The following is an 18,579-nucleotide window of genomic DNA, read 5'->3' as shown; positions in this document are numbered from 1 at the left end:
CAATATCCTCCTCATGTACTGCTTAGATTCAACGTTTAGATTAATTTCATTTCCTTGCCTACTTTTTTGTAGATACGAAGTGCTTCATCTAACATTTCTTTTGTATGAGCAGCCGTTGGCATATTGCGAACGCGTCCTGTTCCTCTTGGAACGGTAGGGAAAACAATTGATTTAGCGTATACCCCTTCTTCTATTAATCTCTCACTAAAAATCTGCGTTTGATTTTCATCTCCTATAATGCACGGAGTAATAGGTGTTTCACTTTCGCCGGTATCAAAGCCCAGCTCTTTTAATCCTTGCTTTAAATAACGGCTGTTTTCCCACATTTGATCCTGCAGCTCTGTACTTGTGCTTAGAATTTCAATCGCTTTAATACATGCAGCAGCCGTGCCTGGTGTAATAGCAGTCGAGAATAAAAACGGGCGGCTTCGTACTTTCAACCAGTCAATTAAGTCTTTTTTTCCAGCTACGTATCCGCCTACAGCTCCAATCGCTTTTGACAATGTTCCAATTTGGAAGTCTACTTTTTCAGATAAGCCAAAATGTTTGACTGTCCCCATACCGTTACCTAATACGCCCGATCCGTGAGCATCATCTACGTATGTGATTAAATCAAATTCCTGTGCGATTTCTACAATTTCCGGAAGCTTAGCAATGTCTCCATCCATTGAGAATACACCGTCGGTAATTACCATTATTTTATTATAGGCACCGGACTTTTGTGCTTCGCCTGCTTTTGCACGGAGATCTTCCATATCCGAATGTTTGTAAGGAATAATTTTTGCTTTTGATAGCCGACACCCGTCAATAATTGAAGCGTGATTCAGCTCATCTGATAAAATCGCGTCATGTTTATCCATAACTGCAGAGATGGCTGCCATATTGCAGTTAAAGCCAGATTGGTAAGCTATAGCTGCTTCCGTATGCTTAAACTCGGCAAGCTTTTCCTCTAGCTTAATATGAATATCTAGAGTTCCATTAATCGTTCGGACAGCTCCAGCTCCCACCCCGTATTTTTCAGTGGCTTCGTTGGACGCGTTAATAAGCCTTTCGTCTGTAGCAAGCCCCAAATAGTTGTTGGATGATAAATTAATTAATTGTTTTCCATCAATTTGAATCAAAGGTCCATTTGGTCCCTCTACTGGATTAATGACGTTGTATAGCCCTTTATCTTTTAAATCTTCTAAATTATTATTCAAGAATTCTTTTAAACGTCTGCTTGTCATCTTCCATACCCCCTCATTGTTGTTCAACACGTCTTATAAACTTCTCTTTTCCCCATTAAAAGATTAATCTAAGCACTTGTAGTATATGAATTAAAAATCAAGTGTATTCCTGAGAAAGACAAATGTTTCTTTTGTAAGCGCTTAAAAATCAATACTTATAGAATTTATAATAATCAACAACCAAGTAAATGTCCATACTAAAAAAACAAAAAATAAGAAATTTTCGGCAATAATAAAAATCCGTCCTTCTGTTAACGATTTTTCCCGAACGTTATTAGACAATATCTTTTTTCTTTTCTCTCTTTGATAATTCTTTTAGAAAAGAGACTAATGCATAACTAATTCAACAGCTAAAAGCACCTACATTCACCTACCAATAAAAAAATCCGAACGAGTTTGGTCCTTACTCAAACTCGTTCGGATTGTCCTTCAATTAAACTACTTTTGTAACAGTCTCTTCCGTTACTTTTGCACAGATATGTTCTTTATTTTTTTATGGCCGTTTTTTACTAATAAGCATGAGACAGCAAAGCTTAGTAAAGCAGCTAAAAACGTTCCACTGTAAATAATGTGAACACCTGATGCAAGAATTTCATGCAGCTTTGACAGTTCTTCTGACGGTACTCCGCCTGTCTCAAACGAAGCATTTAAATTTTCTTGCCCTAATTTCTTTGCCTGTGAAAGCGTCACTAAGTTAAAGATTGTACCAAACACTGCGGAACCTAGCGTTTGACTAAATGTATTTGTAAACGTATTAAGAGCCACCGCTACTCCTCTTTTGCTAGCTGGGACTGCTGATTGAATAACTAACATAAAGATAGGCGTAATAATCCCCATTCCTAACCCAAGAACCCCAACGGCTACATAAATTAAAAATACGGGTGAGTGCGTGGAGACTAAAAACAGCATAAAACATGCCGTACTTACGATTGCCGTTCCTAGCGTAAGGATGGAGTGCGTTTTAAGACGCCCTACTAAATTCCCTGAAAGCAGTGAACCAATTGTCCAGCATACTGGCATGGGCATTAACACAAAACCGGCAGCGGTTGCACTTTTTCCCATCACTCCTTGGCTCCAAATTGGAAGGTAAACCGTAATACTAATAACTACTGACCCGACAAGAAGTGTTAATAAGTTTATAACAGATACACTTCGAATAGAAAACAGCTCAAGCGGAATAAGAGGTTCCGGCGATTTCTTTTCGATATAAATAAAGCCCATGAATGTCAGAACAGCTAGAACAAATAATCCTATAATGATCGGATCTCCCCAGTTTTGATGCTGACTTCCGGTTAAAAGCGCGTATAAAAATGCAATGGTTCCAACTGAAAACGTCACCGCTCCAATGTAATCGATATAGCGTTTTTCTTTTACCACTTCTTCTTTATAGTTTACTAGAAGAACAATAAAAGCCATTAGTCCAAACGGTATATTTAAAAAGAAAATATAGCGCCAAGACAGCGTATCGACTAAAAATCCCCCAAGAAGAGGACCGAGAACTCCAGCAACTCCCCAAACTGCGCTAATCCAACCTTGGGCTTTGGCTCTTTCTTTTGCTTCTTCATACAAGTCGCCAATAATAATCATTGTAAGGGGCATAACGACCCCGGCGCCTAGCCCTTGGATTGCTCTGTAGACAATTAATTGTTGCATCGAAAAGCTAAGCCCGCAAAGTATAGATCCGATTAAGAAAATAATAATTCCAACAAGCATAACTTTTTTGCGGCCGAATAAATCCGCTAACTTTCCGTATATAGGTGTAGATACAGCGGTTGTCAGCATATAAATGGCATATACCCAGCTAACTAGCTCAATACCCGACAAATCACTTGTAATTCTTGGAACAGCCGTACTGACAATGGTTCCTTCCATTGCAGCTAAAACAGTGACAAGCAGCAGCGCTGTCATGATTCGTTTCCTCATCTCTTTCTCTCCTTGCAACTGCGGGCATACCATCGTTTTTTTTACAGAAGATAAAAGCGGTTTCAATATACTTATACCCTTTTAGCCTTTATATGTATGTGATGCTCCGCATATAGTTACTGCCATATGCAGCCAAATAATTATTTTACTATAAAATTTTTCAAAGCGATAGAGAATTTCAAAAATATGACTTTCCTCTCATTTATAAAAACATGCGTACATGATGTTTTATTTCTTTTTCAAACCACAAAAAGCATCCCGTAACAGGTGTTACGGGATGCTTTTTACGTATTTTGTATGATTAACTTAGTCGGGGATCTTTTAATAAACGTTCCATTTCTTCCATATGATTTGTTTCATCTGCAATCATATCCTCAAGTTTGACAACAAGCTCTGTTAATCCTAACTCTTCTGCTTGTTTTTTACGCTCTTCGTAGCGCTGGATCGTTTCTTTTTCAGCCTTGCTCGCTTCTTTAAGCATTTCCGTCACGTTTGAGACGTGCTTCACCTCAGCTGGCTTTGTTGTTGGCTCACCGCCAAGGTTTTTGATTTTTTCTGATAAATAAAGGGCATGCCCTTGCTCGTCAGGAATTTCTCCTTCAAAGAAAGGTTTTAAAATTTGATATTCTAGGCCAGTTACTGTAGACGCATAGTAAGTGTACTGAATAACCGCCGAATATTCACCCGCTAAATCGGTATTAAGTCCCTCTATTAGTTGTCTCATTTTCTCTTCCATTTGAATAAACACCCTTTCATTTACTGTTAGTAGGCATATACCCTTTTTAACGAGTCCTAAACCATAATAAGGTGATATTCTGCTCCCTTTTTTAAAAATAGGGAATTTACTGACTGGAACGAAAACGTTTGATTTCTATGTTCTTAAAGAAAGACGTTCCTCCTTGGGAAAAAAGTGTAATTCCTTGGTCGTTGTGACGAGGAAACACCTCGCTAGAATGTACGGTTTTTCCATCATCAATAAAGACTTCAATACTTGTTTTATCTACCAATATCTTCAAATGAACATTTTTCTTGCCTGCATCAAAGTAATCGCGGCTTTCCACATATTTTTTGCTTTGATCAGGCTGATTACTATAGCTTCTATTCACATATGAGACGTTATCTTTTGCAAAAACCCCGACATCAATGTGCCGCTTTTGATCTGCGGACTCTCGAAGTCGTAAGCCTACATTTTCTGCATCTGACCATGAAATATCTGTATCAAGCTGATAAGCTTCACCTTTTATCTTTAACTTTTTCTCTCCGTTTACTTCTACTTGCTTGAGAGAATTTGTTGAATCAGTTAGCTGATTTAATTCTTCGACAGGCTTTGATAACAGGCTGTACTGATCATCGTCTTGTTTTGAAAGCGTAATTTCACGGGTTACTGAATCGAATCCGTTAAACCCATCTTTCATCGTTGGTGTCTTATCTGGATAATCCCAGTTGTTCATCCATGCAAAAGCGTAGCGTTTTTCTAAAGAATCCTCATTTTTACCGTCTTTAAACGTGACTGCTCCGTACCAATCAAAACCATGATCTAGCCATTGCGGCTCATCCATATCGGGAGTGAATGTTGTTCCATCGTAATTTCCTGTCCAATAAGCATAGGTGTTTGGCTTTCCGCTTTCTTTTCCATTTGCACTTGTCCCGAGAACCCACTTAACTGTCCCGTCATCCGCCTTCATTTGAAAAAGATCTGGACATTCTGTAATGCCAATATCTTTAGTGACAAATCCTCCCGTATACGTCCAATCCTTTAGATTAGAAGATTCATAAAATCCGATTTTTTCACCTTCTGACATGACGAGAACCCACTTATCATGTTCATTATCCCATATGACTTTGGGATCTCGAAAATCTTTGGTGCCTGGATTAGGCATGATAGGATTTTTGCTATATGATTTAAAGGTTTTTCCTCTATCGGTGCTATACCATAAATACTGTTCTTGCTTTTGTCCATCAGCAGAAGGCTGGGTCATAATCGCTACAATTGCGCCTTTACCAAAACCTGCTGTGTTCTCTTTATCTTCTATAACGGATCCGGACCATATATCGCCATTTTTATTTGTATACTTTGGAATAGCTACTCCTTTATCTTTCCAATGAACCAAATCTTTAGACGTTGCATGTCGCCATTCCGTCCCGTTCCCTTTAGGGTAATCATGATTGTATAAGTAATAGTAATGATACTCTCCGTCAAAATAAATGGGCTTTTGAGGATCATTTTTCCATTTATCAGGCGTGCTAAAATGATACACCGGGCGATAAGTGGATTCACTTTTATTTCCTTTGTCTTTTCCTCGATCTTTTGTATCCTCTTTTTTGGATACGCCTGCTATAATGAGTCCGGCTATTACAACTAAAAGAACGGCAAGCGTTATCCATTTATAAGCACCTTTTTTCTTCAAACAAACCCCGCCTTTCTCTTTTTTGTCTACATCGAATAAAACAAAAGAAAATGGTGATTACAATCACCATTTTCTTTTGTTGCTATTGCAAAGGGCTTAGTCTTCATCCACTGTTAACTGACCTTGTTCAAGAACGCTATCTTTTACAACAGATGTTTTTGAACCGTCAATATTTACTAAGAAGCTTGGTGCAAATGTAGAGTGGTTGTCTTCATAAAAGCCTCTGTTTGTCATGTAGCTTGTAATAACAACATTATTACCTTTTGTTTGCGGTACGGCAAAGTGAGAATACGTAAATGTTTTATCATTAGGATCTAAATCCATATGAAGAACTAATCCCGTATCATTTAAAGGCTTATATTTTCCTGTTAACGTATTTGAAACATAGCCTAGCATATACACATCATCTTGTCCGATTCCATCAATCGTCATTTTAGATCCGCGAGAATCAGTGAACAAGTACCATTTTCCATCTTTTTTGAAAATGTTTGCACGTTCAATTTCGTCTGTAACTGTATTTGATGTGATAAGCGGCTTCATTACTTTTTTGAGCGTATAGTCATCATTTAACTCAATAATGCCCAAAGCCCCGTTTGCTAAAGAAGCTTTTTCTTTATTAGATCCTTCAAGAAGCTTTTTCTTTTCAGATTGGAAGAAAGGATTGTTTCCTCCGTAGTATGCTCTGTTATATAGAGAGTCTTCGCCTTGATAGCCATCTTCTGTTCCAGTGTTAGCTTCGAAAACAAGGTACTTATGTCCATTGTCTTCTATGTAATGAGGATCTCTTAGCGTATGGTTATCCCCTGTGTCATAACCGCCTTCATCAATAAACTGCTGAACCGTTTGATAAATCTTTCCGTCACCATCAAAGATTGACTTGTAATCTTCTACTCCGTCAACTTTTAACGTATTATCGTTTGGCTGAGACATGTTCACTTGAGCTGTCGTTAACGTTTGTTTTCCGTATTGTTTACCTGAATAATCCGTGTAGAATAAACGAACTTTACCATCTTTCGTTAATGTGGCAGAACCAGACCATTCTTGTGTTTGATTTTTAAGGTGCGGGTCATTCGGAACGAATTTATCGCTGTCTTTAAACACTCTTCCAGCGTTTTTCCAGCTGTCAATCGATTTGTCTCCAGCTTTTTTATAGAAAAGATAAACAGACGTGTCATTCGAATCTTTTGGATCACCTGCTAGGGCAAACACAATTTGATATCCATGATAAGTCGCCACTGTTCCGTCAGCATTTTGTAATGGCCAGCTGTCCCATACATCTAAGTCAATTGTATTTCCCGATGCATCTTTTCCCTTAGCAGAAGCAATGTTTTTAATAGTTGATTCGTCAAAAGCAGGAACTTTAAACTGATCACTGTTTTGCTGCTGTGGAATTTTCACCATATTATCGCGAGTAATATGCGAAATTCCGTAGCTGTTATTAAAGTCTTTGCTGTCGTTTCCTTTAGCAAATGTTTGGTATCCTCCGCCTACTAGTAGGGCTGCAGCCAATGTAGCAGCAGTTGTATGCTTAGCAACTCGTTTCATTTTCATATGTTTTCTCCTTTTGGGTTAGTAAAGAATATAAATTTATTAATTCAATTAGCTATTAAAAATCCGAAAACAGAACCGGTTCCGTTCAACCAAAAGATTACTTGGATAAATGACGAAAGTCAAACGTGCCAAATGTAGCTATTTCTCATTTTCATCTTTTTCATTGAGCTGTAACTAGGACCAAAGTTTACGTGCAAGAGACTTTTTATGTAACCGTTTTTCAAAAAAAGGGTACGACTTTTTTTACATTCCAAACTACGTTTTCCAGCCGTTGCGTTTTATACTCTTTACACGATTAAATACTCTATCTTTCTAGCATTGAAAGCGCTATTCCTTTTTTTATGCTTTCCAATCATTTTGTTTTCATCAATATCTTGAAAAATCAGTACTCTTTTTTATTATTCGGACATGAAAACGTTCTATTTTTTTTCCTTTCTGGAGATTAGGATGATGCTAATAAAGGTCTAAAGTATGTTTTCTGAAAAAAATATTCCTTCTTTTTACCTACATATTTTTATCTTTTTTAATGCATCATACGCCATCCCTTCTTATAAAAGAGGGAGCGTATGATGCATCTTTTTAATATTAAGAGTCTAAGCCAGTTGCTTTTCCTTCACGGCTGGAATCAGCTGCTCCAAATAAACGGCCGTTTTCTTTATCAATTTGAATACCTTGAACATTTCCGATTGGGAATGGCTCATCTCCAAAATTAAACCCCATGGCTTCTAGCTCTCCTTTGGCATTCATATCCACTCCGGCTTCCCAACCGATAAGTGATCCTGTACTATTAAAAATTCTTGGTTCTTCAATCGCTTCTTTTATATCCATTCCATAGTCTAAGACATTCATAAGCGTTTGGAACACAGAGCCTACAATGGTTGGTCCGCCCGGAGACCCTAAAGTGAGTACAGGTTCACTGTCTTTAAAAACGATGGTTGGGCTTTTACAGCTAACCGGACGCTTTCCTGCATCCGCTTGGTTTAGCCCTCCAGGAATAGCATCAAAATCAGTAAGCTCGTTGTTGAGTAAAAATCCATGGTCTTTAACCATAATTCCTGTACCAAAAGGATGTTCCACAGTTGATGTACAAGCGACAATATTGCCCCAGCGGTCAACTACCGTGAAGTGAGTTGTTTCACTAAGCTCACGTTCAGGTTCATAAGGCTGACGCACAACGTTCACTTTTTGGCCTTTCTCATAATCCCACGGGTTGCCAAAATCAACTTTCTCATTTTTATGCTTCCAATTAATTAATTTTTGACGTTCCTTTATATATTCGTCATTTAAAAGCCCTTTTAATGGAATGTCACTGTAGGCTGGATCTCCAGAGAATGCAATTTTATCTGAAAATGCAATGCGCATAGCTTCTGCAAACAAATAATACTTTTCCCACGATTTCACGTCGTACTGAGACACATCGAAGTTCTCTAATAGCTTTAAAATTTGCAGCACCGTAGCTCCTCCTGCACTAGGCATGTTGGAAGAAGCAATTCGGTATCCTTTATAATCTCCCCACACGGGTTCATCAATCTTAATCTGGTATTCTTTCAAATCTGACAGTTCCATAAAACCGCCGTGCTCTTTTATCGTTGAAATAATGGCTTCTGCAATTTCACCTTCATAAAAAGCCTCGATACCTTTTTCTTGAAGAATGCGGAATGTTTTAGCAAGATCTTTTTTATTAATCATATCTCCTTCTTGCATAGGCTTGCCGTTTGGAGAATATAGCTGCTTAGCATGTTCTCCTAGTCGATAGGCATATGTTTTTAAAATATCTCCAAGCACCCAGTTTGTTTCCACACCCGCTTCTGCTGCTTTGGCAGCCGGTTCAATTAATTCAGCAAGGGGTTTTGTTCCATACTCTTTACGAGCTGCTTCCATCGCCTTTAAAATCCCTGGAATTCCAATTGCCGTTGCATGAGTAGAACGCTTTCTAAACGGAATAACTTCTTTATTTTCATCAAGAAACATTTCAGGATAAGCTGCTTTAGGAGCCTGAGAATGTCCGTCAAAAATTTTAGTTGTTTTGCTTTCATTGTGGTATACCATAAAAAAGCCGCTGCCTCCAATACCGGTCATCATCGGTTCTCCAACGTTGAGCCCAAACTGAACGGCAATTGCTGCATCAATTGCATTACCTCCAGCTCTTAGTACCTGTTCTCCGGCGTCGGTTGCAATTGGATGGGCACTGGCTACCATTCCTGTTTTTCCAACGGCTGTTTCTCTTCTATATGAACTCTTTCCTGAACGAGATAAACTTTTGCCATTAATCATCTTTTACGACCTCCTAGTTACTTACTTTATCTGGGATATTGGTAAAATACCCTATTGCTTTTGGGATAAAACTGTTTAAATTTGTATTGATTACTTTACCTAGACCGATATCCCTAGCGTATTTTAAGCCCTTTGAAATCTATAAAACAGAAAAAGCGCCAAACCGTTTTATTTAAAGAACAGGGTTGGCGCTTTTTGCGTTTTCTAACGTTTATACACTTTTATACTTGTACCGAAGCTACTTCATTATTTACATTCAGCAGGGTATAAAGCTCTTGAAGCCTTCCTATTTCATAGGTTGAATTCCAATTTGTATCATTCTTTTTTTCCTGAGGATTAAACCAGCACGTATCAATACCGGCTAGCTGCCCGCCTTGAATGTCTGCACTCAAAGAATCTCCAACAATTAATGTTTCATGTACGGACAGCTCTTTTATACGTGAAAAAACATAATCAAAATATTCCTTCATAGGTTTTTGAAAGCCCGTATCTTCTGAAACAAATACTTCTTTAAAATAAGGATATAGACCTGAGTCCTGAAGGCGCTTATATTGAGTAGCCGATACGCCATTTGTAACAACATATAATTCATAGTGACAGCTCAGTTTTTTAATTACCTCAATTGCTCCGTCAATTAGCTGATGGCCATTGTTCAAATACGTTCGGTACTCTGCTTCAAGCAGCTTTCCGTCTTTCTCTATTCCATATTCTTTACATAGAGTAGAAAAGCGAGTATTTACAACTTGCTCACGGCTTATTTTATTTTCTTCAAAAGCTGTCCATAACCCCTGGTTTATCAAACTATAACGTTTTTTGCTTTCATCAGTCAGCGGAATATTGTGGTTAGCAAAAAGAAGCTGTAAAGCCTGCTCTTCGGCTGCGTTAAAATCTAAAAGCGTATTATCAATGTCAAATAGAAGCGTTCTGTATGTTTTCATTCTTCTCTCTCCCCTTCAACTAATCTATTGCTTTTTCTACTCGTATATATTGTCGTTTGCTAGACAGCTCAGTTTTTCTTTATCTTTGAGAATAATAGAGCCTTTCTGTTTTTCAATAACTCCTTGCGCTACAAATTTCTGAAGAACACGATTTAAATGCCGGTAAGTCGTTCCGATTAAATTGGCTATATCTTTTAGGCTTTCTGTTTTTTGATCCATAACCAAATGTGATTCTTCACAAAAAATAGAGAGCAAGTAGCTAGCCAGCCGCACTTCAACTGGGTACATTAAATTAAAGCTGAGCGAGTTCGATTTTGCGCAAAACTTTTTTGTGAGCATTTCCAGTAAAAACGTCAGCAGCTGTGGATCATCGCTCGCATGCTGTTTTAATTGTTTGTATGGTATACCAATTACAACTAAAGGTGAAACGGCTTCAACCGTATTCATAATATCAACATCCTGTACATACTCAATATCGCCTATCACTTCAAGGGGCTGTTTAAAGGAAAGAACAAGCGTCTTGCCTTCGGGCGATATGGTATAAACTTTAACCTTGCCTTTCACCAGTATGTACAAACAATGAGACGCATCTCCTTGAGAACAAAGACGTTCTCCTGCCTCCACATCATACAGTGACAAATGCGGTAGTAAGTCTTTCTTGAAAACTGACTCTAATTTATAAGTATTTATATACTCCAGCAGTTGTTTCTCACTCGTAATTTCCCTCATGTTTTCCTCTCCATCATAACGGTTTCTTTTTATTAAACAATAACACTTCCCAAAATAAAAAGGACATATGTCCCGAATAAAATTTTAATTTTTACGTTATGTTCATAGATCCCTTTCAAAAGAAATATATACACAAAAAAGACTCTAGCTCGTTGGCTTAGAGTCTTTTTGTTAAACGCTCTTGTTCTTTCTGGCGTATCCAACGTAAATAAAGACGCCAATCAGCATCCAGCCGATTGAGTACATCCACGTTACCATTGATAAGTTAAACATAAGAAAGATACAGCAAAGAATAGCAAGAATCGGAATGAATGGCACAAAAGGTACTTTGAAACCGCGCTTTAAATTAGGCTGAGTTTTTCGCAGAGCCAAAATTGAAAATGAAACGGCAGCAAACGTAACAATCGCTAGCATATTTGCTAAATCCGCCAGCTGTTTTAAATCAACAAAACCAGCTACGATCGCGCCTAACGCCCCCACAAGCCATGTAGATATGACAGGCTCGCTATTTTTTCGGTTCACTTTCGCAAAAAGAGACGGCAATAATCCATCATGGCTCATTGACATCAGTATGCGGGGCACAACAAACAAATAAGCAAACACGACGGCCATTATACCAATAACTGCTCCTATAGATACAATAAGCGCTGCCCATTCTTGTCCAACGCTATTGAGCGCATATGATAACGCATCGCCCACGTTTAGCTCTTTATAAGGAACCATCCCTGTTAATACTAATCCAATGACTACGTAAATGACTGCACAAACACTCAGTGCAATCAAAATACCTAGCGGCAAGTTTCTTTGCGGATTTTTCACTTCTTCTGCCGAAGTAGAAATGGCATCAAATCCGTTATAAGCGAAAAAGACGGAAGCTGCGCCTGCAAAGATCCCTTTCACACCAAAAGGAGTAAATGGGTGCCAGTTATTTGTATGAATAAAAAAGACGCCGACGGCTACAAATAAAAGAACAATACCTATCTTGATTAAAACCATTAAGTTATTTATTTTTTTACTTTCTTTTACCCCTCTTGTTAATAAAAACGACATGCACAGCACAATAAATACTGCCGGAAGGTTAATGATACCTCCGTCGCTCGGTATGGCGGTTAACGATTCAGGAAGTCTAATACCAAACTCAGTAAGCACATTATTTATGTAAGAAGACCATCCGCCTGCTACAGACGCTAAAGACACCGTATAGCATCCTACAATGGACCACCCTATTAAATGCGCTACAAATTTTCCTAATGAAACATATATGTATGTATATGCGCCTCCTGAACTTGGAACAGCTGAACCAAATTCTGCATAGCACAACGCAACAAGAATACAGGCTATTGCAGAAATAATAAATGAAACGGAGACCGAGGGCCCTGCATCCCTGGCGGCAACTAGTCCTGCTATAACCAGAACTCCTGTCCCAATGGTTGCTCCTACTCCCATCAAAATAACATCAAATAACCCTAGTGTCTTAGTTGATTCTTTTGCTGCATTTTCCTCTAACAGCTTATTAACATCTTTTTTTGCAAACAGATTACTCATGATGACTAACCTCTCTTCATCTCATTACGAATGACTACTTTATAGTGGTAGATCTTTCTATATATGTAACAGTGAATTATTTTACTACATTTAATTTTCTGTGTAAAATAATTTAGTCTTTGAACTTTTTAATGATTAAAATAAAATCACTAATAATGTTTTCTATCACACCATTATGATGTACCCGAACAGACTAAAAACATGCGTTAACACCTTTCTCAAAATTAGCTTCATTCATAATTGCTTTTGTACTATACTAAAGAAAAACTTCATAGGAGCAACGTAAAAGATGAACTTATTTTATTTTCTAAAGGGGTTAGTGATCGGTTTTTCCGTTGCTGCTCCCGTCGGTCCCATTGGTATTTTATGCATCAATCGCACGTTATCTAAAGGGCGATTACACGGGTTTGTATCCGGGCTGGGAGCAGCTACAGCAGATGCTCTTTATGGATGCATCGCTGCGTTTGGCCTAACGTTCATTACAACCTTTTTATTAACCCAAAAGATTTGGCTTCAGCTGATTGGGGGATTATTTTTATGCTATTTAGGTGTACAAACTTTTCGTTCTCAGCCTGCAGAGCACGCTGCTGCTGCTAAAGGAGAAGGGTTGCTTCGTTCGTATACATCCGTTCTCTTTTTAACGGTTACGAATCCAATGACGATCTTATTTTTTATTGGCGTGTTTTCTGGTGTAGGCATTAGTAAATCAGCATTTGATGTTGCTTCTGCGCTGACAATGGTTGCAGGCGTATTTTTAGGATCGGCCTGCTGGTGGCTTTCGCTCAGTTTTGCTATTAGTCTTGCCCGGTCGAAGTTTACGAATAACAGCTTGATCTGGGTAAATCGTATTTCGGGAGCGGTGGTACTGACTTTCGGGATATTTGCGTTATACAAGTTGCTATAAAAAGTCACTTGTCTCCTTTTCTGGGGACAAGTGACTTTTTTAATAGAAAAGAATAATCTTAAAAAATACCCTAAACGCTGTGTTTTCTGTATAATAGATAAATAGAAAAACAGAAAAAGTATAAAAAATGCTTGAAAACTACATACTCAATCAATAGTCTTCAAACATAATAAGGGGAAATAAAGCATGACCATTCTTCTCGTAGATGACAATCAAGTCAATCTATTTGTGATTGAAAAAATTCTAAAAGGCGCTGGCTACGATAACTGTGTGTCTCTTACGTCTGCCCATGCGCTTTTTGACTATCTTAACCTGGACGATGAGAACTCAAAAACGAATTCGGTCGATTTGATTTTACTTGATATTATGATGCCCGAAATTGATGGAATCGAAGCCTGCAGGCGAATTCAACAGGTAGAACGCTTAAAACATATTCCAATTATCTTTGTCACAGCCCTAGAAGACAGCAGCAAATTAGTAGAAGCTCTAGACGCTGGCGGAACAGATTACGTCACAAAGCCGATTAATAAAGTGGAACTGCTGGCTCGTATGCGGGTAGCCTTACGCCTTAAAGCAGAAATTGACTGGCACACGGAACATGAAAAGAAAATTCAAACTGAGTTAGATTTAGCTACGCACGTACAGCAAAACTTACTCAGCCCCCCTTTACGAGAGAAAGATATTCAAATGGAAGTTTCATATTATCCTTCTTTTAAATTAGCGGGTGATATGTACTATTGGCACAAAATTGACGAGCACCGGTACGGTATTATTCTTTTTGATATGATGGGGCACGGCATCTCTGCCTCGCTTGTTTGTATGTTTATTTCGTCTGTGCTCAGAGAAGCTATCAAGTCCCTCATAGACCCTGAGCAGGTTATTACAGAGTTGAATCGCTACATGGAATTATTGCACAGCGAAAAAGATGAAATTCCTTACTATTTCACTGCTATTTATTTAGTGATTGATACGGAAGCTAAGACAGTAGAATATGTGAATGCCGGGCACCCAGAAGGTTATATGTTAGTGGATGAACATACGCTCGTTCCTCTTCAACGAGGAAGCTGCCCTGTAGGGTTTTTTGAAGAAATGGACGTTCAGAAATCTGTTGTCAGCTTTGAGAACGATGTGCAAATTTTGCTATTTACAGACGGAGCTCTTGAATCGATGGGCCCTTGCGAAAATGAATCTGCTCTTCGTCTTCAACAACTTACTGAACAAAAATGGACAAATCCGCAGGCATTTATGAATGAAATTTTCTCAGAAGAACAAAAGTTAAATCAGCCTGATGACATGTGCGTGCTTATGATTCAAGCACAAGCATAATAAAAAAGACCTCACAATGAGGTCTTTTTTTATTGCTTTTGATAGATGCGCTCGTTCCCTGCAAACTCAATATAAGAAGCTGCTCCCTCAGCAAAGCGAAGCGTTTCTTTATCGCCAAGCCCAAGAAACCCTTTTACACACAGGCTTTCTGAAAATAAATTATACACTTGATTTTGCAGCTGAGCTGTAAAATAAATAAGGACGTTTCGGCAAATGATGACGTGAAATTCATTAAATGACTGATCCGTGACTAAATTATGCTGAGCAAAGATAATATTTTTTAACAGCGACGGATGAAAATATGCATAGTGATGATCCGTTTGATAATATTCCGAGAAGGCATTCTTTCCCCCGGCTTGAATATAATTTTTTGTATATGACTTCATTTTACGTAAAGAAAAGGCGCCTTGTTTTGCTTTTTCTAATACATCTTCGTTCATATCGGTTGCGTAAATGACCGTTTTATCCATTAACCCTTCTTCTTCTAAAAGAATCGCCATAGAAAATACCTCTTCGCCCGTTGCACAGCCAGCGTGCCAAATGCGAATTTCCGGATAATCCTTTAATACCGGAATCACTTTTGTGCGAAATGCTTTAAAAAAGCTTGGATCGCGAAACATCTCTGTTACATTTATTGAAAAATCATTTAAAAGCTGATTCATAAATTCTTCTTCGTGAATCGCTTTTTCTAACAATCGAGACACGGTTGGAATACGTTCAATTTTCATTCGATTATAGACTCGGCGACAAATAGAAGATTTAGCGTACTGTCTGAAATCGAATCCCGTTAATCGATAAATAGCCGTCAGCAGTAAATCGATCTCTAAATCTGTTTTTTTATTCATAACTAAGTCTTCACTTAAATCTAGGTGCTTCATATCCATTTATGTTTCATACCCCGCTTAATTTACTAGCCATACACGCATAACGGAGAACAGCTGATTTAAATCTAAAGGTTTACTGATATAATCTGAAGCTCCAGCTTCCAAGCATTTTTCACGATCGTTTTTCATCGCTTTAGCGGTTAATGCAATAATAGGCAAATCAACGAGCTTTAGCTCTCCTCTAATTTTCTGCATGGCTTCATATCCATCCATTTGCGGCATCATAATATCCATTAAAATGAGATCAAATGGTTCACTATTTTCCATCATTTCAAGACACTCTATTCCGTTATGAGCTGTCATAATGGTCATACCTTGTTTAGCTAGCGCAGTTTTTAAGGCAAAGATGTTGCGCTGGTCATCATCTACGATGAGCACTCGCTTATCTTGAAACACATTTTCACCATCTTGCAGTGAAGATTCAACTGGTTGTACAGGATGATCAATTTCAGTTATTTCTGCTTCAGGTTCAGCTTCTTCTACAGATACCGCTACTTCTTCATATGCAAAATTCACTTTTTCATAGTCAATAAGACCATTAGAGAGGCTAGGAAGGTATAGCGTAAACGTACTTCCTTTTCCTACTTCACTGCTTAGAGAAATCCAGCCGCCCAATAATTTTGCAAACTCACTGCAAATAGATAAGCCAAGTCCCGTTCCTCCGTACTTGCGGACCGTAGCTCCATCTGCCTGCTGAAACGCTTCAAAGATAAGCTGATGCTTTTCTTTTGGTATACCAATCCCTGTATCAGCTACAGCTATTTCTAGCCAGCAATCCGTATCAACTGTACGCATAGCTGTTGTAAGACGATGGTCAGCTACTCGTTGAATGGATACTGTGACAGATCCCGATTCTGTAAATTTAAATGCATTTGATAAAAGATTTTTCACAATTTGCTGGAATCTCTTTTCATCTGTGTGAATGATGTCCGGTACATCTTGTGCTTTATTAATTTTCAATTGTACGTTTTTCTGTTCAGCAACGTGGCTGAAATTACGTTCGATTTGATCTGGAAGCTCACTCATATTCATCTCAGCTAGTAAAATATCTAGTTTTCCAGACTCTACTTTTGATAAATCCAAGATATCGTTGATTAACGCGAGCAAGTCTTTTCCTGAAGAATGAATAATACGAGCGTATTCTTCTTCATCTTCAGATAGCGTTTTAGCTGCGTTTTCCTCAAGCATTTCAGACAGAATAAGAATGCTGTTAAGTGGTGTTCGAAGCTCATGCGACATATTAGCAAGAAATTCAGATTTATATTGAGAATTCAACTCCAGCTGATGCGCTTTTTCTTCTAAATCTTCTTTTGCAGCCTCTAATTCAAACGATTTTTCTTCTGCGTCTTTTGTTCTTTCTTCTAGCTGTTCATTAATCATACGCAGCTCTTCAGACTGCATTTGCAGTTCTTCTGATTGTGTTTGAAGTTCTTCAGACTGAGCTTGGAGCTCTTCTGTCATCGCCTGAGATTCTTTTAATAGACGAGCAATTTCCATACGTCTAATTACGCCATTGATAGTGAGACCAAACGTTTCAATCACTTGACTAATAAGTTCTTGCTCTAAAACTGTAAACTCGTGCAGCGATGCAAGCTCGATAACAGCAATTACTTCATCTTCAAACAAGACGGGTACAATAAAAATACTCTTAGGTTTTACGTCTCCTAATCCTGAAGTAATGAGCTGGTACGTGTCAGGTACATCGTTTATGACAAAGGTTCTTTTCTCTAAAGCAGCTTGTCCAATGAGCCCTTCGCCTATCAAAAAGCTCTCTCTTCCCGCGTCGCCTTTTCTATCTGCAAAAGCAGCTTGTTTGACGAATAAGTTTCCTTTATCATTTTCCTCTCGAACATAAAATGCTCCGAAAGAAGCTTGTGTCATTTCTGAAACCGTAAAGAGAAATTTTTCCGCAAGCTTGTCTACAGATGCTATGCCTTGGTACATCGTTACAGCATGAGCAATGTTCGTTTGAAGCCAGTTTCGCTCTTCAATATTTTCTAACAACGCGTTCGTGGCTAGCCCTAAATCTTTAATTTCATCATTAGATCGAACTTTAATTCTTCCTTTTAGCTCGCCTTTTGAAGCCGTAATTCGTTTGATCGTTTGCGTAACTTCTTTAATCGTATTCACAATAGAATTAGACAACACAATAGCGATAGCAAGTGAAATAAGCGTAACGAATAACAGCAAACCGTAAAGTCCAATTTTAATTTTTTGATTTTTCTCGTCTAACTCTGTTGCTCTTGTTTCAGTCGATTTTTTCTCTACATTTCTAAAAGAAGTAAACTGGCTGCGTATATCGTCCATATACTGGCGCCCAGGATCTTTCTCAAAAAATTGCTGAAGCTCTTTTGTATTATTTTCTTTTTTTAATGCAATGGTCGGTTCACCAGCAGCTTCAATCCAGTCTTGAATACTTCCTTTAATCTTCTCCAGTTTCTCCTGCTGATTTGGATTATTATTTAGAAGCTGATACAGCGCATTATAATCTTTTTCCCAACTTGTTGCTGCACTGTTATAAGGTTCTAAGTAACTCGCTTCTCCTGTAATAATATAGCCTCTTTGTCCGGTTTCCATATCAAGCAGGTGCTTTTCAATTCGATTGGTCAGATCATGGACTTCAATATCATGATCAATGATAAAATTTCGCTCTTTTTGCAAAGATGAAATTTGACTGTTTAAAACAATAAATGCAATAAATAAACAGACAATAACAATTAAATATCCAATAATAATTTTGGATTTGATGCCAAACCTCATTTTCTTTTCCATAATGTTCCTACTTTCATTCTAGATATTCTTCTAGAAGCATTCGAAAAACATGTTTATTTTTGCCGCTGGACAATTTCACTTTCAGTACACACTCTCCAC

At 38.1% G+C, this 18,579-nt stretch carries 13 protein-coding genes; 2 read left to right on the top strand and 11 right to left on the bottom strand.

Annotated elements, in window-relative coordinates:
• Positions 1 to 35: 35 nt before the first annotated feature.
• The 9 genes from CEQ83_RS07820 to CEQ83_RS07775 form a co-directional block, all read right to left on the bottom strand.
• A complete protein-coding gene (locus CEQ83_RS07820) occupies positions 36 to 1,226 on the bottom strand; it encodes a glycine C-acetyltransferase (RefSeq protein ID WP_047751322.1) in 1,191 nt (396 codons plus the stop codon).
• Between the two features lie 462 nt (positions 1,227 to 1,688).
• Positions 1,689 to 3,149 (bottom strand): MDR family MFS transporter, encoded by a 1,461-nt coding sequence (locus tag CEQ83_RS07815; protein WP_154991516.1) that lies wholly within the window; start codon positions 3,147 to 3,149, stop codon positions 1,689 to 1,691.
• 301 nt (positions 3,150 to 3,450) lie between these two features.
• Positions 3,451 to 3,885: a ferritin-like domain-containing protein gene (locus CEQ83_RS07810; RefSeq protein WP_013056263.1), complete on the bottom strand. Its 435-nt coding sequence runs from the start codon at positions 3,883 to 3,885 to the stop codon at positions 3,451 to 3,453.
• A gap of 106 nt (positions 3,886 to 3,991) precedes the next feature.
• Complete coding sequence (locus CEQ83_RS07805; RefSeq protein ID WP_154991517.1) at positions 3,992 to 5,557, bottom strand: glycoside hydrolase family 32 protein; 1,566 nt, start codon at positions 5,555 to 5,557, stop codon at positions 3,992 to 3,994.
• 96 nt (positions 5,558 to 5,653) lie between these two features.
• Positions 5,654 to 7,108, bottom strand: a complete 1,455-nt coding sequence (locus CEQ83_RS07800; protein ID WP_028413955.1) for a glycoside hydrolase family 68 protein — start codon at positions 7,106 to 7,108, stop codon at positions 5,654 to 5,656.
• Positions 7,109 to 7,693: 585 nt separating this feature from the next.
• Positions 7,694 to 9,382: a gamma-glutamyltransferase gene (ggt, locus tag CEQ83_RS07790; RefSeq protein ID WP_033578497.1), complete on the bottom strand. Its 1,689-nt coding sequence runs from the start codon at positions 9,380 to 9,382 to the stop codon at positions 7,694 to 7,696.
• Positions 9,383 to 9,603: 221 nt separating this feature from the next.
• Entirely contained in the window at positions 9,604 to 10,320 is a 717-nt protein-coding gene (locus CEQ83_RS07785; RefSeq protein WP_033578496.1) for a YjjG family noncanonical pyrimidine nucleotidase, read from the bottom strand.
• A 36-nt stretch (positions 10,321 to 10,356) separates the two neighbouring features.
• Entirely contained in the window at positions 10,357 to 11,049 is a 693-nt protein-coding gene (locus CEQ83_RS07780; RefSeq protein WP_154991518.1) for a Crp/Fnr family transcriptional regulator, read from the bottom strand.
• Positions 11,050 to 11,220: 171 nt separating this feature from the next.
• Positions 11,221 to 12,594: an amino acid permease gene (locus CEQ83_RS07775; protein ID WP_155017156.1), complete on the bottom strand. Its 1,374-nt coding sequence runs from the start codon at positions 12,592 to 12,594 to the stop codon at positions 11,221 to 11,223.
• 289 nt (positions 12,595 to 12,883) lie between these two features.
• On the opposite strand from CEQ83_RS07775, the gene CEQ83_RS07770 reads away from it, so the two are divergent.
• Complete coding sequence (locus CEQ83_RS07770) at positions 12,884 to 13,498, top strand: LysE family translocator (protein ID WP_028413960.1); 615 nt, start codon at positions 12,884 to 12,886, stop codon at positions 13,496 to 13,498.
• 186 nt (positions 13,499 to 13,684) lie between these two features.
• On the top strand, positions 13,685 to 14,824 hold the full coding sequence (locus tag CEQ83_RS07765; protein WP_028413961.1) for a SpoIIE family protein phosphatase: 1,140 nt from the start codon (positions 13,685 to 13,687) through the stop codon (positions 14,822 to 14,824).
• 29 nt (positions 14,825 to 14,853) lie between these two features.
• Here CEQ83_RS07765 and CEQ83_RS07760 read toward each other — a convergent pair whose 3' ends face one another.
• Complete coding sequence (locus CEQ83_RS07760) at positions 14,854 to 15,708, bottom strand: CheR family methyltransferase (protein WP_028413962.1); 855 nt, start codon at positions 15,706 to 15,708, stop codon at positions 14,854 to 14,856.
• An 18-nt stretch (positions 15,709 to 15,726) separates the two neighbouring features.
• Positions 15,727 to 18,480: a CHASE3 domain-containing protein gene (locus tag CEQ83_RS07755; RefSeq protein ID WP_034266623.1), complete on the bottom strand. Its 2,754-nt coding sequence runs from the start codon at positions 18,478 to 18,480 to the stop codon at positions 15,727 to 15,729.
• Between the last annotated feature and the right edge of the window lie 99 nt (positions 18,481 to 18,579).

The organism is Priestia megaterium, assembly GCF_009497655.1.
GTDB classification, from domain to species: Bacteria; Bacillota; Bacilli; order Bacillales; family Bacillaceae_H; genus Priestia; species Priestia zanthoxyli.
Note: the sequence above shows the minus strand (reverse complement) of the source record. Positions and strands in the feature narration are given on the sequence as shown.

Coding starts and splice junctions, on each gene's coding strand:
- CEQ83_RS07780 (WP_154991518.1), bottom strand. CDS start 11,049: ATGAGGGAAATTACGAGTGAGAAACAACTGCTGGAGTATATAAATACT.
- CEQ83_RS07820 (WP_047751322.1), bottom strand. CDS start 1,226: ATGACAAGCAGACGTTTAAAAGAATTCTTGAATAATAATTTAGAAGAT.
- CEQ83_RS07770 (WP_028413960.1), top strand. CDS start 12,884: ATGAACTTATTTTATTTTCTAAAGGGGTTAGTGATCGGTTTTTCCGTT.
- CEQ83_RS07815 (WP_154991516.1), bottom strand. CDS start 3,149: ATGAGGAAACGAATCATGACAGCGCTGCTGCTTGTCACTGTTTTAGCT.
- CEQ83_RS07800 (WP_028413955.1), bottom strand. CDS start 7,108: ATGAAAATGAAACGAGTTGCTAAGCATACAACTGCTGCTACATTGGCT.
- CEQ83_RS07785 (WP_033578496.1), bottom strand. CDS start 10,320: ATGAAAACATACAGAACGCTTCTATTTGACATTGATAATACGCTTTTA.
- CEQ83_RS07760 (WP_028413962.1), bottom strand. CDS start 15,708: ATGGATATGAAGCACCTAGATTTAAGTGAAGACTTAGTTATGAATAAA.
- CEQ83_RS07810 (WP_013056263.1), bottom strand. CDS start 3,885: ATGGAAGAGAAAATGAGACAACTAATAGAGGGACTTAATACCGATTTA.
- CEQ83_RS07765 (WP_028413961.1), top strand. CDS start 13,685: ATGACCATTCTTCTCGTAGATGACAATCAAGTCAATCTATTTGTGATT.
- CEQ83_RS07775 (WP_155017156.1), bottom strand. CDS start 12,594: ATGAGTAATCTGTTTGCAAAAAAAGATGTTAATAAGCTGTTAGAGGAA.
- CEQ83_RS07755 (WP_034266623.1), bottom strand. CDS start 18,480: ATGGAAAAGAAAATGAGGTTTGGCATCAAATCCAAAATTATTATTGGA.
- ggt (WP_033578497.1), bottom strand. CDS start 9,382: ATGATTAATGGCAAAAGTTTATCTCGTTCAGGAAAGAGTTCATATAGA.